General features: G+C 58.4%; 9 protein-coding genes. 2 read left to right on the top strand and 7 right to left on the bottom strand.

The genetic code is table 11. The features are described 5' to 3' along the window. Positions 1-156 precede the first annotated feature (156 nt). A complete protein-coding gene (locus tag EQG79_RS16515) occupies positions 157-2,982 on the top strand; it encodes a PAS domain S-box protein (protein ID WP_129602973.1) in 2,826 nt (941 codons plus the stop codon). Positions 2,983-2,992: 10 nt separating this feature from the next. Here the strand turns inward: EQG79_RS16515 and hemN are convergent, their stop codons facing one another. Together hemN and EQG79_RS16505 are read right to left on the bottom strand one after the other, a co-directional pair. Then, positions 2,993-4,360: an oxygen-independent coproporphyrinogen III oxidase gene (gene hemN, locus EQG79_RS16510; RefSeq protein WP_129602971.1), complete on the bottom strand. Its 1,368-nt coding sequence runs from the start codon at positions 4,358-4,360 to the stop codon at positions 2,993-2,995. Positions 4,361-4,472: 112 nt separating this feature from the next. Then, positions 4,473-5,297 (bottom strand): universal stress protein, encoded by an 825-nt coding sequence (locus EQG79_RS16505; RefSeq protein WP_077924347.1) that lies wholly within the window; start codon positions 5,295-5,297, stop codon positions 4,473-4,475. Between the two features lie 156 nt (positions 5,298-5,453). On the opposite strand from EQG79_RS16505, the gene EQG79_RS16500 reads away from it, so the two are divergent. After that, complete coding sequence (locus EQG79_RS16500) at positions 5,454-7,955, top strand: heavy metal translocating P-type ATPase (RefSeq protein WP_129602661.1); 2,502 nt, start codon at positions 5,454-5,456, stop codon at positions 7,953-7,955. A gap of 10 nt (positions 7,956-7,965) precedes the next feature. On the opposite strand, the gene EQG79_RS16495 is transcribed toward EQG79_RS16500, so the two are convergent. The 5 genes from EQG79_RS16495 to araA form a co-directional block, all read right to left on the bottom strand. After that, a complete protein-coding gene (locus tag EQG79_RS16495) occupies positions 7,966-10,485 on the bottom strand; it encodes a phosphocholine-specific phospholipase C (protein WP_129602659.1) in 2,520 nt (839 codons plus the stop codon). Between the two features lie 378 nt (positions 10,486-10,863). Next, positions 10,864-12,021, bottom strand: a complete 1,158-nt coding sequence (locus EQG79_RS16490) for an aldose epimerase family protein (protein WP_129602657.1) — start codon at positions 12,019-12,021, stop codon at positions 10,864-10,866. Between the two features lie 67 nt (positions 12,022-12,088). Beyond that, positions 12,089-12,787, bottom strand: a complete 699-nt coding sequence (locus EQG79_RS16485; protein ID WP_129602655.1) for an L-ribulose-5-phosphate 4-epimerase — start codon at positions 12,785-12,787, stop codon at positions 12,089-12,091. 146 nt (positions 12,788-12,933) lie between these two features. Then, positions 12,934-14,478, bottom strand: coding sequence for an alpha-N-arabinofuranosidase (locus EQG79_RS16480; protein ID WP_129602653.1), 1,545 nt, complete (start codon positions 14,476-14,478; stop codon positions 12,934-12,936). A gap of 432 nt (positions 14,479-14,910) precedes the next feature. Next, a complete protein-coding gene (gene araA / locus EQG79_RS16475) occupies positions 14,911-16,419 on the bottom strand; it encodes an L-arabinose isomerase (protein ID WP_129602651.1) in 1,509 nt (502 codons plus the stop codon).

The raw sequence follows: 16,419 nt of genomic DNA, 5'->3' as shown, positions 1-16,419 counted from the left end.
AAAAGATAATTAGTTTACTTTAAGGCGGTGTCAAATTGCGCTTCATTAAAAAGTGAATAAAATTTGTGGCCTAATTCAAGAATTCCTTTCTAATCTCATTATGATACTTGATTGATTGAGCCAACCAGTACCGTGACTGGCAAAAATGAACCTGACATGGAGAGTGAACGGATTCCTGACCGGCCTGTAGCGTCGTCTTCCGATGCTCAGCTGATGCTGGAAAACGAGCGGCTTCGGCGCGAACTACAGCGGCTGGAAGCGCTTGTTCAGCAGCAGCACGATACAATCGTCCAGAACGAACAACGCTGGACGTTTATGCTGGATGGTATGGCCGATGGCGTTTGGGAACTCAACCTGCAGACCCAGACGATCACCCGTTCGGCCCGCTATCGGCAAATGCTGGGCTACAGCCTCGACGAGTTTCCGGATACTGTACAGATCTGGATGGACCTGCTTCATCCGCAGGACCGGGCGGCTATGGCTGATCCCGGCCTCAGACCTTATGAGGAGGGACTGCGGCAAAGCCACGAGACGACCTACCGGCTGCTGGCTAAAGATGGGTCGTACCGGCATATTGTAGATCGGGGGCAGGTTGTCAGCTATTCGGCCGATGGCAAACCGTTGATGATGGTGGGGATCAGCACCGACGTGACCGAGCAGAAAAGGCTTGAAGAGGATTTGCGCAGAAACCTCAACCGCCTGGCCAATCTGATCGCCAACTTTCAGGATGGCATCTTGCTGGAAGATGAAAACCGATCGATTGTCCTCGTCAATCAGCACTTCTGCGACATGTTCTCCGTGCCGCTCGCTCCGGATCAGTTGATCGGGCTGGACTGTTCGGGTATGGCCGAGCAGAGCAAGCATTATTTCGCGGAACCCGAGCCGTTTGTCGAGCGGGTTAATCAGCTGCTCAGGGATCAGAAGCTGGTTATTGGGGAGGAATTGCTTCTGGCCGACGGCCGCGTGCTGGAGCGCGACTACGTTCCGGTTTTTCTGGACAATGTCTATACCGGTCACCTCTGGAAATACTCCGACATTACCAAACGCAAACGCGCCGACGATGCGGCCCTTCGGCAGAAAGAAAAATACCAGCGCATTATCGAAAACATAAACCTGGGCCTTATCGAGGTCGACCTCGACGACCGGATCGTCTATACCAACCAGAGTTTCTGCGCCATGAGCGGCTACCGCGCCGACGAACTCATTGGCGAAATTGCGACGGACGTACTGCTGCGGGGGCAGAATGTGTCGTTTATGAAGGAGAAGAGCGAAAGTCGCCTGAGCGGAAAGATGGATGCGTATGAGGTAGCCGTTACCAGCAAAGGCGGAGAAGCTATGTGGTGGCTGATCAGTGGCGCTCCGCTGTACTCGGAAACCGGGCAGGTAATCGGCTCAACCGGTATTCACCTCGACATCACCAAACAGAAACAGCTCGAATCGGAACTGCGCATCGCCAAACAGGAGGCCGAAAATTCGGCGCGGGCCAAAGAACTCTTCCTGGCCAACATGAGCCACGAGATCCGGACGCCCATGAACGCTATCCTGAGCCTGGGGCAACAGCTGACCAAAACGCCCCTCAACGAACAGCAACAGTTTTTTCTCCGCATGATCAATACGGCAGGCAGTAATCTGCTGGTGATCATCAACGATATACTCGACTTCTCGAAAATCGAGGCCGGGCAGCTGTCGCTGGAAAAAATCGGGTTCGATATGGCGGAGTTGCTGCGGAGCGCGGTGCACGTGATGACGCACAATGCCGATAAAAAAGGCCTGGGGCTGAGTCTGCAGCTCGATGGCGGTATTGCTCCCGTGCTGCTGGGTGACCCGTACCGGCTGAACCAGATTCTGCTGAACCTGATCGGCAACGCGATTAAGTTCACCGATAGGGGGCGGGTCGACGTGCACTGTACATACCAGCAGCACCACCAGATGCAGACCATCTCGATCACCGTGGCCGATACGGGCATTGGTATGGACCCCCAGTTTCAGCGGAATCTGTTTACCAAGTTTACCCAGGAAGACGGCAGCATTGGCCGACGGTATGGCGGAACGGGGCTGGGGATGAGTATTACCAAGCAACTGGTCGATCTGATGGGCGGTACGATCCGCGTCCGGAGCGTCAAGAACGAAGGCACGACCGTAACCGTGCAGCTAACCCTGCCGATCGGTACCGAAACCGATAAACCAGCCCAGAGCCAGGAGATCGGCCAGACCGGCGCGCTGAGTTCCCGGCGCATTCTGCTGGTAGAAGATAATGAAATGAACCGGCTGGTAGTGACTACTATTCTCGACCCCTACAACATGGTCATTATCGAAGCTACCAATGGGCTGGAAGCCATTGAGCTACTACGCACCGAGTCGGTCGATCTGGTGTTGATGGATGTACAGATGCCTGTGCTGGATGGCCTCGAAGCCACCCGGATCATTCGGCGCGACATCAGCACATCGCTCCCCATCATTGCGCTGACGGCCAGTGCGATCCGGAAAGAGAAAGAAGCCTGTTACCAGGCCGGAATGAACGACTTTCTGGCAAAACCATTTGACGAGAAAAACCTGATAGGTAAATTGGCGAACTGGCTCAAAGCCGATAGTAACCTCCCTCAAAACCAGCAGGAAACCATGAACGAAGATAAGTATGACTTATCGAGCCTACAGGCAATCAGCCGGGGAAATGACGAGTTTGTTCGGAAGATGATCAGTCTCTTTTGCACGGAAACCCCGGCCGCTGCGGCTCAGATCAAAGCTGCCTACGAGTCGGGCGATTTTGAAACGATCAAATACCTGGCCCACCGCACCAAGCCATCGATCGATAATCTGGGCATCGAATCGCAGCGGGCGCCTATCCGGCAGATCGAGCAGCTGGCCGTAACAGACCCGGCCTCGCCGGAGCTGAAAACCCTCATCGACAATTTTGAGCGGGCCGTTATCAACGTAACCACCCACATGCGGCAGACGTACCTGACCGACCAGGAGCCGGGCTGACCAGGTGGGCTTACACCGTCTGTGAAAACAGCGGCTGCTGCGAAACGGAACTGGCGGCCAGGTACTGGTCAAACACCATGCAGATGTTCCGCAGAAAGGGGTGACCGGCGGGCCTGACCCGCAGGCGGGTATGGTCATAATCCAGCAGACCGTCGGCCATCATCGCATCCAGCAGCCCGTCAATGCCGTTCCATTCCGTCTCGGTCCAGTCGTTGGCCGACCAGCTCGTCTCGAACCGGCACATGATATTCAGGATCTGTTCCCGGATGAACTGATCCCGCGGGGTCAGGAGGTGACCTCGTAGCACGGGTAGTTCATCGCGCTGGATGCGATCCTGGTAGGCGCCAATCTCTTTTTCGTTCTGCATGAAGGCCGTACCCACATCGCTGATGGCCGATGCGCCCAGCCCAATCAATACATTAGTGCGGGCGGTGGTATACCCCATGAAGTTACGATGGAGGGTGCCGGTCTGCATGGCCTGGTAGAGCGCGTCGTGGGGTAGGGCAAAATGATCCATGCCTATTTCGCTGTAGCCGCCTGCTTCGAGTAGGGCGCGGCCGGTTTCGTAGAGTGCCCGTTTCTGATCGGCATCGGGCAGGTCGGCGTCCTGAAAGCCCCGCTGGCCGGTTCCTCTGATCCAGGGAACGTGGGCGTAGGAGTAAAACGCGATGCGGTCGGGCCGGAGCCGGAGGGTCTGCGCCACGGTATTCTGGATAGACGACAGCTGCTGAAACGGCAGGCCGAACACCAGATCATGACTGATGGAGGTGTACCCGATAGCGCGCGCCTGATCGGTTACCCGCTCTACGTTCGCAAAAGGCTGGTGACGATGAATGGCCCGCTGCACCGCCGGGTCGTAGTCCTGCACGCCGAAACTGACGCGCCGGAAGCCAAACGAATACAGGGTTTGCAGGTGCTCGCCGGTGGTGTTGTTGGGGTGGCCCTCCCAGCCATAATCCGGATCGCCGACGGGGTCGGCCCAGCGGAAAATACCCGTCAGCAACCGCCGGAGCTGATGGGGCGAAAAGAAGCTGGGCGTACCCCCGCCCAGATGCAGCTCGGCAATACGCGGCCGCTCGGGTAACCAGTCGCAGTACAGCTCCCACTCGGCCAGCAGCGCATCGATATACGGTTCCTCTACGCCATGGTTGCGGGTAATCCGTTTGTTACAGCCGCAGAACGTACACAGGCTTTCGCAGTAGGGGAGGTGGATATACAGGCTGATGCCGTCGGTATAGTTGCTATTGGCAAAAGCCGTAGTCAGCCGTTGCTGCCAGTCGTGGGTAGTGAAGGCGGCCTTGTTCCAGAACGGAACCGTTGGGTAGCTGGTGTAGCGTGGCCCGGCTACGTTATACCTGGCAATCAGCGAATCGGTCATCGGGGTAGCCGCGCCGGTGTTGAGAGCAAGTGCGGCTACGCAAAATTCGGTGGTGCCGATGGGCATCGGGCTAATCAGCATTAGCCAGCCAGCTGATAAAAATCAGCTCAGCCTACTCGTCTTCGCGAAGCGGAACGACCAGCACCGGCAGCTGTGCATGGTTAACGACATCTTCGGCTACGCTGCCGTTGAAAAAATGCCAGAAACCCGTCCGCTGGTTGGTAAACAGCACGATAAGGTCGAACTGGTGCTGCTCGGCAAACTGGATAATGCCTTCGTGGGCAGTGTGGTGCGGCATGATTGACAGATGATAGTCGGTCAGCTGCCGGGCTTCGGCCAGTTCGCTCATCCAGTCGCGGATGCCCTCCGGGGCGCGCGGGTCGTTGGGGGTGGTGACGAACAAAAATTCCAGGTGCGGATTGCCCACCGGCAGGGGGTTGGTGAACTGCGTTTTCAGCCGGTCGTCGGCGTCGATGGCAAACAGGATTTTCTTCAGACTCAGCTCCGGGTGCGCCTGCTTCACGACCAGCACCGGACTATGGACGGCCTGTACGATATGCTCGGCATTGGAACCCACGAGCCACTCGGCCCAGCCCTCGGACCCGTGCGAGGCTACAACGATCAGATCGGCGTTCTCACTGGCCACGGCGCCGTACAGGCCGGCTTCGTGGCGGCTTAAAACGGGGGTTACCGGTACCTCCGCGGTCTGGTAGCGGCTACAGAGCTGGTCGAGTGCCTGCCGGGCTTCGGCGGCCTGCTCGTCGAGGTAGTGGCCAATCGCAATAGGGGCTCCGCTGAGTTCGGGGGCAATAAGGCCGGTCGTGAGGTAGTGCAGTACCCGCACCTCGGCGCCGTATTGGTTGGCCAGACTGATGGCAACGGGTAGTGCCAGGGCAGAGAGCGGGCTCAGATCGGTAGGGACCAGAATCGTTTTCATGAGTCAGTTCAGTTAGTGTGTCAGAACAGGAGGGCGGTCCACAAAAGTCGCCGATCGATTCGGTCGCTATGCCCTATCAGAATCAGGCTGCGGGCTGATTTATGTCAGCTGACGGCCCGGTACGCCCGGGCAATTTTGGGGAAATATTTGGCCATTATGATGACAGCTGCTCCCTCCCGAACGGTTTGCTACCACTGCGGCAACGACTGCCCTGCGGAGGCTGGACCCCTGGTTTTTGATACTAAACCGTTTTGCTGTACGGGCTGCCAGACCGTTTATCGGGTGCTGAGCGAGCACCAGCTCTGCCAGTACTACGACCTCAATACCAGTCCGGGTGTTACCATACTGGGCCCCGGGCTATCCAGTCAGGCAGCCGCCCTCGACCGGCTGGCTTTTCTGGACAACCCGTCTATTGCCGATCAGCTGATCGACTTCCGCAACGATCAGGTCGCCCATGTCACGTTCTACGTACCAGCGATCCACTGCTCGTCGTGCCTGTGGCTGCTGGAACACCTGTACCGCATCGAACCCGGGGTGCAGCAAACCCGCGTCGACTTCCTCAAAAAACAGGTGCATCTGGTTTTCGATCCGGCACGGCTGTCGCTGCGGCAGGTGGCCGAGCTGCTCACGTCGCTGGGCTACGAGCCGCTCATCAGCCTGAACGATGTGGTTAAAGAGCAGCAAAAGCCGTTGTACCGGTCGCTGCTGTATAAGCTGGCGGTGGCGGGTTTCTGCGCGGGTAATATCATGCTGTTCAGTTTTCCCGATTATTTCGGGCTCGACGATCCGTCGTTCAGGCATCTGTTTGGTATGCTGAACCTGCTGCTGGCGACGCCCGTCGTTTTTTATTCGGGTTCGGGCTACTTTGTCTCGGTCTGGAAGAGCCTCCGCCGGGGCATCATCAACATCGACTTTCCCATCCTGCTCGGCATTCTGGTGGCTTATGGCCGTGGTACCTACGAGGTGCTGGCACTAGGCGGGGCGGGTTATTACGACTCCGTGAGCGGGCTGATTTTCTTCCTGCTCTGTGGCCAGTGGTTTCAGCAGCGTACCTACGATTTCCTGTCGTTCGAGCGCGATTACAAATCCTATTTTCCGCTGGCCGTTACGCGCCTGGAGCCCGACACGTCGCTGCCGGCTGCAGAAACCGAGTCGTCGGTGTCGGTGGCTGATCTGCGCAAGGGCGACCGGATTCGGGTGCGGCATGGCGATCTGATTCCGGCCGATGGACTTTTGTACTGGGGCGACGGGCTAGTCGATTATTCGTTCGTGACGGGCGAGTCGGTACCGGAGCGGAAAGAACCCGGTGCCCTGCTCTACGCCGGTGGTCGGCAGATGGGCGGCAGTATCGATCTCGAAATCGTGCGGGAGGTGTCGCAGAGTTACCTGACCCAGCTCTGGAACAACGACGCTTTTCGGAAAGATCAGCCCAGCCGGGCGCAGACCTTTGCCGATGCGGTCGGAAAATACTTCACCCTGACCGTGCTGACGCTGGCTACCCTGATCGGAGCGTACTGGTACGTAGGGGCTGGTCAGCCAACCACCGCCGTCAATGCCTTCACGGCAGTGCTGATTGTGGCCTGCCCGTGCGTACTCTCGCTTTCGTATCCGGTTGCGCTGGGGCATGGGCTGCGGCTACTGGGCAGGCAGGGCTTCTACCTCAAAAATGCCGACGTAATCGAGCAGCTCACCCGTTGCGATACCCTCGTGTTCGACAAAACCGGAACCCTGACCGAGGTTAGCTCCCCAACCGCCGATATCGACAGCGTTCTGCCCGAGGGCGTAAGCCGGACTGGGGCCGTAACGGACCTGTTCGAGCCACCGCTGACCGGTATCGAGCGCGCTATGATCCGGTCGGTGGTCAGCCAGTCGGCCCACCCGCTGAGCCGTCGGCTGAGCCAGTACCTGGCCGATAGCCTGCCCATGCCCGTCAATAACTTCACCGAACTAACCGGCCAGGGTATCATAGCGCTGATCGACGATGAGTTGATCAAGATAGGCCGGGCCGACTTTGTAGCGGCTGACCGCGTCGTAAACGAACCACCCGACGGCTCTGCTGTGCATGTCAGCATCGATGGGGTATACCGGGGGCGGTTCCGCTTTACCGCCCAGCTGCGCGATGGGCTGGTCGACATGCTGACCGCGTTTGTGGGCCGGAACCAGCCGATGTATCTGCTCTCGGGCGATACCAACGCCGACCGGTCCAGCCTGCGCACCTGGTTTCCGGATGATGCCATGCGGTTCGGGTGCAGCCCCGAAGACAAACTGCGATTCATTGACGACCTACAGACCAGCGGCCACCGTGTGCTGATGATTGGGGATGGACTCAACGACGCCGGGGCGCTGAAACAGGCCGATATTGGCATTGCCGTCACCGACGACACCCTTCGGTTCACCCCGGCCAGCGACGCCATTCTGGAAGCGCGCTCGCTGCGGGCGCTGCCCCGGTTTCTGCGCTACAGCCGGTTTGCCATGCGGCTGATCCGGTTCAGCTTCGCCGTGTCGTTGCTCTACAACCTGATCGGGCTGTCGTTTGCGGCTACGGGCCATCTGTCGCCGGTGGTGGCTGCGGTGCTGATGCCGCTCAGTTCGGCCACAATGGTGCTGATTGCCACGGTAGGTATGCGGTTCCGCCGGCAGCTGATCGCGGTTCGGTAGCGGATGGCGGTTACCGGCTGGTCAGGTCGTTTGCCTGCCCGATCAAGGGGTCGGTGACGCCTTCCTGCCCGGTTTCGACCCGACCGGCATACCGCTGTTCAACATCCGGAAAACCGTCGATCAGTACGCTGACATCGTACCAGTTATGGCTGCGGGTCAGGTTCAGTGTGACCGACTGCCGGGCGCCCGGCAGGCCCGCTTTGGTTAGCTGAACCGACTGCTCACCCCTCTGGTAGGCGTTATCCCTGAGCCGCACGACGTACGAGCGGCTGGGGTCCGGGTTTTGTAATTGAATGACAAGATGACCCGTATACTGCTTCCGGGCGTTCTGTTCGTATCGGCAGTCGATCGTTACCGGTGGATTCGAGCCCGGGTAGGTAAACGACCGGAAAAAGCCGTTCGGGCCGTATACGCTCAGGTGGAGCGGCTCGCTGAGCGGCCACTCATCGGTCAGCGTATCGCCGGGAGCTACGGTATACGAACGAAAGCGCACATCGTCCCGGAGGTGCTGGTGTACCTGGAAGGCAGTACCGGCCGCCCGTTTGCCGAATACGGCATTGTCGGCGGTTAGCTTCAGCACAAACCGGTCGGCCTGGCTGTGCCCATCGGCATAGAGTTCATACGGCAACGCGCAGGACGATCGCATGCCTGCCTCCTGACGCGGCATCCAGGGCGACAGGCTGGGTCGCTGGCTGGCCTGCCGGGCTTCGTCGGGCGAGAGCGACTTGTAGTTGGTCGGTACGTCTTTGAACTGCGCCTTGTGAATACCTTCGATGAATGGCTCGCGGGGCAGGAAAGCCGGTAGCCGGAGCGACTCGCCCCGGTAGGGCCGAAAAGCCGACGACAGATCGCCACAGACCGTCCGTCGCCAGGGGCTGATGTTCGTTTCCCGGATCGGTTTGCCGGTCTTATGGCTCACGAAATTCTCGAGAAAGCGGAGCGTCGAGGTATGGTCGAACACTTCGGAGCAGACATACCCGCCCCGGCTCCAGGGCGACACAATAACGAGCGGTACCCGATAGCCTAGCCCGATGGGCCCGGTTCGGCCTTTGGGCCCGCGACTCTTTTCCTGCTCGGCCGTCACGAACTCCAGCCGGGTGTCGATGCCCTGGCTGGACTTGCCGGTCTGGGGCCGGTCGGGATGCGCCGGTACCAGCGGAGGCACATGGTCGAAGTAGCCGTCGTTTTCGTCGTAGGCCAGAATGAAAATGGTTTTCTTCCAGACGTCGGGGTTCTGGGTCAGTATGTCGAGCATCTCGGACAGGTACCAGGCGCCATACCAGGGGGCGGAGGGGTGATCGGAGAAATTCTCCGGCGCCACTACCCACGAGACGGTGGGCAGCGTCCGGTTCTTCACATCGGCCCGAAACTGGTGCAGCACGTCGCCTTTGGGTACCGTAACCTGCCGTTCGGTGGCGCCATCCTGATACGTCAGCGTGCTCAGCTTCCGGTAGTCGGGGTCATTGGTATTGGTCGTAAAGGCCCGTTGGCAGAGCGCCTGGTCGCGCGCCGACAACTGGCTGAACTGCTCAGGGGCGTAGGTAACCAGATCGGCTTTAACCTGGGCCAGGGCTTTCTGCTGATGCTGAAGGGTTTTTTGTACGCTGGCGTAGGCCGGGTCGGCGGGCGTCAGGGTGCTGAGCCGGGTTTCCAGGCTGGCTATCCGATCCGGAATGGCTTTTTCTTCGCGCTGGATAAAGGCGTAATAGGCCGGATGAAACCGAACCCGGAACTGCGAAAACCATTCGATGGGGTTGTCGGTAAAGTTGCCGAGCCAGCCGTCTTCGTCGCCCTGTAATCCGGTGGGCAGGCTGATCTCGTTCTGGTATATTTTCCAGGAAACGCCATGGTCCTGCAGCCGTTCGGGAAAGGTGGTCCAGCTGACTTCGGCGTCATAGTCTACGTTTTCGTTACGAACGAGGGCCGGGGCTTTCGGGTCGCGGGGGTCGCGCAGGGTGCCACTCCAGAAATAAAGCCGGTTGGGGGTGGTGCCGGTCAGTGAGGAGCAAAAGTTCTGATCGCAGACGGTGAAGGCATCGGCCAGTGCGTAATAGAAGGGTAAATCCTGCCGGTTGTAATACCCCAGGGTCAGGGGTATGTTGGCGTATTCCTTGCGGCCCGATCGTTTGGCATCCAGCCACTTGTCGAACTTGCCGTCATGCCGGGCATCTACCTGGTCGGTCCAGGAGTGGGGCAGCGAACTCATCCAGGTGGCTTTGGTATCGTGGATATTGAGCCGGAAGGGCGCGTAGGTTTCACCGGCCGCGTTGGTCTGGAGCCACACTTTGTTGCCGTTGGGCAGGGTGATGGCCCGCGGATCGTTAAAGCCCCGTACGCCCTGCAGCGAGCCGTAAATATGATCGAAAGAGCGGTTCTCCTGCATCAGAATGACCACATGCTCCGCGTCCAGGTAGGTAGTCCCCGGCGACGGGTCGATGGCCAGCGCTTTCTGAATAGAGTCGGGCCAGGTACCCGACAGGCTGGTGGCCAGTAAAGCGGCTTTTCGGATAAACTCCCGTCTCGAATCCATACCAGTAGAAAGGGGTGAAATGAAAGGGGTAAAAGTAGCGTAAGCCCCGAATCCTACCAGCGATCGGGCATTATGAAACTGTTACCTGAGGAGTCGATTGAAACTTCTTACCCCTACATCCCCTTCAGAGCTTGTTTGGGGAAGGAATTTGCTGGCTTTAGTCGGCTCGAAAGGCTGCCTTTTTTACCCCCCAGCCCCCTAAAGGGGGAGCCGTCCGCGCCGAATGGGCTCCCCCTTTAGGGGGCTGGGGGGTAAAATCCGGTGTCTTCGTAGATCTACCTTCTCAGCCAATCTCCCCCAAACAACCCTTCGGAGGAGTTAGCGGTGTTAATGGCGAAAAAGAACAATCCCTACCGGAGGTTTGCGCGCAGAAGTGGCTTATTTCCGGGTAGAGAACTGGTAGAGCGTGGTGGTTTTGTACGTCTGACCGGGGCGGAGCGTCGTTGTTGGGAAGGCGGGCTGGTTAGGCGAGTCGGGGTAGTGTTCGGTTTCCAGACAGAGGCCGTAGCGTTTTTTGTAGGGATTTCCTTCCCGACCCGTTACCGAACCGTCGAGGAAGTTGCCCGTGTAGAACTGTACGGCCGGCTCGGTCGTCTGTACCTCCAGCACCCGTCCGGTGGTTGGCTCGAAAACGGTGGCCACCGACTTCAAACCCTGGCTGCTGTCGGCAAATACCCAGCAGTGGTCGTAGCCCAGGCCGTACTTGATCTGGGTGTCGGCGGGGTCGTCGATGCGGTCGCCAACGCGGGTCGGCTTGGTAAAGTCGAACGGGGTGCCGGCAACGGCCTGGAGCTGTCCGGTCGGAATCAGCGTCTTATCGACGGGTACGAACCGGTCGGCCTTGATGGTTACCACGTGGTCGAGGATGTCGCGCTTTGCCCCGCCGGTCAGGTTGAAATAGGTGTGGTTGGTCAGGTTGACGACCGTGGGTTTGTCGGTCGTGGCTTCGTAGTCGATCCGGAGGGCGTTGTTTTTCTGAAGCGTATACGTTACGGTAACGGCCAGGTTGCCGGGGTAGCCTTCTTCGCCGTCTTTGGCGGTGTAGGTCAGTTTCAGCGCGGGTTCGTCGCCCTCGACGGGGGTAGCTGTCCAGAGCACTTTATCGAAGCCGACCTTGCCGCCGTGCAGGTGGTTGCCCATGTTGTTGGTCGCCAGCGTGTAGGCTTGCCCGTCGAGGGTAAACTTACCCTTGGCGATCCGGTTGCCGTAGCGACCCACCAACGCTCCGAAGAACGGATTGTTTTTGCGGTACGTGGCGAGCGAGTCGAACCCCAGCGTGACATCGGCAAACTGACCGTCTTTATCGGGGGCGGTCAGGCCGACCAGAATGCCGCCGTAGGTCGTTATCCGGGCCGTCATGCCGGCTTCGTTACGCAGGGTGTACAGATCGACCGGGCGACCGTCGGGTAATTGGCCATAGGCCTGTTTGTCAATAGTCATCGTTTGGGTATTCGTGGTTTTTTTAGACGCGCAGGCATTCAGGAGCGTCAGCGCGCCGAGGGCCATCAGGCCGACATACTGAGAAAAACGGTTCATGGGGTGACTGGTGGGGGGTTTAGGTGTTAGGGTGGGGGCGAACCAGCCGGCCGGTGCGCCCGGCTGACTAGCAGCCCTGTCCGTAGTAGGCGTTCGTACCGTGCTTGCGCTGGTAGTGCTTGTTGCGGAGGGTATCTTTAATACGGGCTGTGTTGGGGTTGATCTGTAACGTCAGGTAAGCCATACGGGCTACTTCTTCCAGTACGGCTGCGTTGTAGACCGACTTTTCGGCGGTCTTGCCCCAGGTGAACGGGCCGTGGTTCTGCAACAGCACCATCTCGACCTCGGTATGCGAGAGGCCTTTCTCCCGAAACACATCGAAAATCTGGTTGCCGGTCTCGTGTTCATAATCGCCTTCTATCATGGCGTCGGTCAGGACGGGCGCACACGGAATGTCGTGATGGGTATGGTCGGCATGGGTAGTTCCGAAAATGGGGATGTCCAGACCTGCCTGGGCCCAGGCTACTGCATGGGTGCTGTGGGTATGGGTAATGCCGCCAATGTCGCTCCAGGTTTTATAGAGCAGCGCGTGAGTCTTGGTGTCGGACGACGGACGCAGGGTACCGGCTACCACCCGGGCGTCGTAATCGCAGATTACAATGTCGTTGGGGGTAAGAATGTCGTACGATACCCCACTCGGTTTGATGGCAAATACGCCCTGCTCGCGATCTACCGCGCTGACATTGCCAAAGGTAAACAACACCAGCCCCAGCCGGGGGAGCTGCATGTTGGCCTCGTAACATTCTTCCTGTAAGGTCCTGTACATGGGTGATTGAGTGATTTGTCTATTGAGCGATTGAGTGGATGAGTGAGTTTTCTATTGAGTGATTGGTGATTGAGTGATGAATAGCTGGCACGGCCAACTTTATCACCAATCGCTCAATCACCAATCACTCAATCAACAGACCTTCGTTATTTCATTTCCAGCACGACTACGGAGACCGGGGGGAGGGTTACCGTCAGGACGTCGCCATTGCGGGTAGCCCCGGTGAAGGGGACGGGTTTTACCTTGTTCGGCTGCTCGAAGGTGTTATGGTCCTGTACTTTAGCCGACGTAAGGATGCGGCCCGTCAGGCTGGTGGCGCTTACCCCTTTCAGGTTTACCGTAACGGTTTGCGGCTTCCCGGCGTCGATGTTGACCAGCGAGATATGTACTTTACCCGCCTGGTCGCGCGAGGCCGATGCGGAGATGGCCGGGAGTTTGTATTTGCCTGATGTATAATCTTCCGTTTTGAGGTCGATAGGCAGCATCGTGGCGTCCTGGTGTACATTATACATCTCCAGCACGTGGTACGTTGGGGTCAGCAGCATCTTGTCGCCCTTGGTCAAAATTACGGCCTGGAGCACGTTCACCGCCTGGGCCAGATTCGCCATCCGTACCCGTTCCGCGTGTTTGTGGAAGATGTTCAGCGTGGCACCGGTCAGAATGGCATCGCGCATGGTGTTCTGCTGATACAAAAATCCCGGATTCGTTTTCGGTTCGACCTCATACCAGGCGCCCCATTCATCAACAACCAGGGCGATCTTCTTCTGGGGGTCATACTTGTCCATGATTTCCGAATGCTTCTGCACGAAGGTGTCCATCTTCAGGGCTTCGTTCATGGTATGGGCGTAGTCGGTTTCGGTAAATTCAGTAGCCGAGCCTTTCTCATTCGGTCCCCAGCCAAAGGTAGAATAGTGGTGCAGGGCTACGCCTTCGACCATTTTGCCGGGAATATTTTTCATCAGCGTTTCGGTCCAGTTAAAATCATCTGAACTGGCTCCTGATGCAATCCGGAAGATGGTTTCTTTACCCACCTGAGTACCCATGAACGTAGCGTACTGGCGGTAAATATTGGCGTAATAATCGGCCGTCATGTTGCCGCCACATCCCCAGGCTTCGTTGCCAACACCCCAGTAGCGCACGTTCCAGGGGGTTTTGCGGCCGTTTTGCTGCCGCAGGGTAGACATGGGGCTATTGTTGGGGAAGTTGACATACTGTACCCAGTCGCTCAGGTCCTGTACTGTTCCGCTGCCCACGTTACCGGCCAGGTAAGGCTCCGTGCCGAGTAGTTCGCACATGTTCAGAAAGTCATGGGTACCGAAACTGTTGTCTTCCGTTACGCCCCCCCACCAGGTGTTCACAATCTTTGGCCGTTTGGCTTTCGGACCGATCCCGTCTTTCCAGTGGTAGGTATCGGCAAAACACCCGCCCGGCCAGCGCAGGTTGGGGATTTTCATCTTTTTGAGGGCCTCGATCACGTCCAGCCGCACCCCGTTTTTGTTCGGGATTTTCGTGTTGGTCTCGCCCACGTAAAAGCCATCGTAGATACAGCGGCCAAGGTGCTCAGCAAAGTGGCCATAGATATGGCGGTTAATAACGGTCTTGCCGTCGCTGGCGTTGACCGTTACGCGGTTCTGCGCCGTTGCTGACAGGGTCAGTGCCGCGAGCAGAAGAGGAAGCAGTTGTTTTTTCATAAAAAGTGGGTTTATGTAAAAGGTTCAGGTTAATCAGCAACCCCATTGGGCGGTTAGTCCTGATCGTAGTTTGTGTCGTCCACCGTGGTCCGTGTCCTCACGGACCACCCGCGCGTCAGCAAAACCATCCGGTCATGTGGTCCGACTACGCGTCCCGGTGTTGACACGGACCACGGTGTAGAGACGCAACCGCAACGGCGGCCCGGCTCTTGCGTCTCCTGTCCGGATGGTTTGTTGCTATGACCGTAGTTCATGTCGTTTACCGTGGTCCGTGTCCCCACCGGGACGCGTAGTCGGACCACTTATGCGTCAGCAAAACCATCCGGTCATGTGGTCCGACTACGCGTCCCAGTGTTGACACGGACCAAGGTGAACGACCGCGGTGCAGACCTCGTGAACCGCTTACGCAACAGCAGGGTAATCGTGAAACAATTACCGGCGGTAAGCGGCTTCGCTCCAGCGGAGTTCGTTTTTCAGCTGGCGCAGCTTCGTCTGGCTATCGATCACGACGAGTTCGACCCCAAAGATGTCGGCGAAGTCCTCGATATGGCTGGTGGTCAGGTTCTGGCTGAATACCGTATGGTGGGCACCCCCCGCGAGTATCCAGGCCGCGCAGCCGGTAGCCATGTCGGGCATGGGTTTCCAGAGGGCGCGGGCAACGGGCAGTTTCGGCAGGGCCTCCGTAACGGCTACGGCTTCTACCTCGTTTACGATGAACCGGAACCGGTTGCCCATATCGACCAGCGACACGTTGATGGCCGGGCCGGCCGGTGCGTTGAACACCAGCCGAACCGGATCTTCCTTGCCGCCGATACCGAGCGGGTGAACCTCGCAGCTAGGCTTGCCATCGGCAATACTGGGGCAGATCTCGAGCATGTGGGAGCCCAGAACGAGCGGGTTGGTCGGGTCGAAGTGGTACGTATAATCTTCCATGAACGAGTTGCCGCCCGGCAGTCCGGCCGCCATCACTTTCATGACGCGTACCATAGCCGCCGTTTTCCAGTCGCCCTCGCCCGCAAAGCCGTAGCCGTCGGCCATGAGCCGCTGCGACGCAATGCCGGGTAGCTGTTTCATGCCGTACAAATCCTCGAAGGTGTCGCTGTAGGCGCCAAACCCGCCGTCCTGCAGGAAGGCCCGCATCCCGATTTCGATCCGGGCTGCGTCGCGCAGGGAGCTGTGTTGCGCGCCACCCCGCTGCAGCGAATCCATCAGGGTATAGGTGTCGGCATACTCCGTTACGAGCCGGTCGACGTCGGCATCGCTAACCTGATTGATTACCGTGACCAGATCGCCGATGCCGTGGGTGTTGACCGACATGCCGAAGGTCATCTCGGCGGCTACCTTGTCGCCATCCGTAACGGCCACCTGCCGCATGTTATCGCCAAACCGGACTACCTTCAGGGTTTTCAGCTCGTGAGCGGCTACAGCTACCCGCGCCCAGTCGGCCAGTTGGGCAACGACAGAGGCTTCCTGCCAGAACCCGACCACCACTTTGCGGTTCAGGGTTGGTCGGGCCTGGTGCATGCGGGTCATCATGAAGCCAAACTCACGGTCGCCGTGGGCCGACTGGTTCAGGTTCATGAAATCCATGTCGATGTCGCCCCACGGAATGTCGCGGTTGAACTGGGTATGGAGGTGCAGCAGCGGTTTGTTAAGGATCGTCAACCCCCGAATCCACATCTTGGCGGGCGAAAAGGTATGCATCCAGGTGATGACCCCGATGCAGGCTGGGGCTGCATTGGCGGCCTGGCAGATGGCGTAAATCTCGTCGGTTGTTTTAACTACCGGCTTAAACACGATCCGTACCGGCATGTCGGCGGCCCGATCGAGAAATTCGGCAATCGCCTGCGAGTGCGCATCGACCTGCTGCAAGGTCTCCTCCCCGTATAAATGCTGGCTCCCTGTGATGAACCAAATCTCAAACTGTTTCAGGTTGATCAT

The sequence above is a fragment of the Spirosoma sordidisoli genome (assembly GCF_004138325.1).
GTDB lineage: Bacteria > Bacteroidota > Bacteroidia > Cytophagales > Spirosomataceae > Spirosoma > Spirosoma sordidisoli.
This window is presented reverse-complemented; position numbering and strand designations above follow the sequence as displayed.

Coding starts and splice junctions, on each gene's coding strand:
- EQG79_RS16500 (WP_129602661.1), top strand. CDS start 5,454: ATGATGACAGCTGCTCCCTCCCGAACGGTTTGCTACCACTGCGGCAAC.
- EQG79_RS16515 (WP_129602973.1), top strand. CDS start 157: ATGGAGAGTGAACGGATTCCTGACCGGCCTGTAGCGTCGTCTTCCGAT.
- EQG79_RS16490 (WP_129602657.1), bottom strand. CDS start 12,021: ATGAACCGTTTTTCTCAGTATGTCGGCCTGATGGCCCTCGGCGCGCTG.
- EQG79_RS16495 (WP_129602659.1), bottom strand. CDS start 10,485: ATGGATTCGAGACGGGAGTTTATCCGAAAAGCCGCTTTACTGGCCACC.
- EQG79_RS16480 (WP_129602653.1), bottom strand. CDS start 14,478: ATGAAAAAACAACTGCTTCCTCTTCTGCTCGCGGCACTGACCCTGTCA.
- araA (WP_129602651.1), bottom strand. CDS start 16,419: ATGATCAACCTGAAACAGTTTGAGATTTGGTTCATCACAGGGAGCCAG.
- EQG79_RS16505 (WP_077924347.1), bottom strand. CDS start 5,297: ATGAAAACGATTCTGGTCCCTACCGATCTGAGCCCGCTCTCTGCCCTG.
- EQG79_RS16485 (WP_129602655.1), bottom strand. CDS start 12,787: ATGTACAGGACCTTACAGGAAGAATGTTACGAGGCCAACATGCAGCTC.
- hemN (WP_129602971.1), bottom strand. CDS start 4,360: ATGACCGATTCGCTGATTGCCAGGTATAACGTAGCCGGGCCACGCTAC.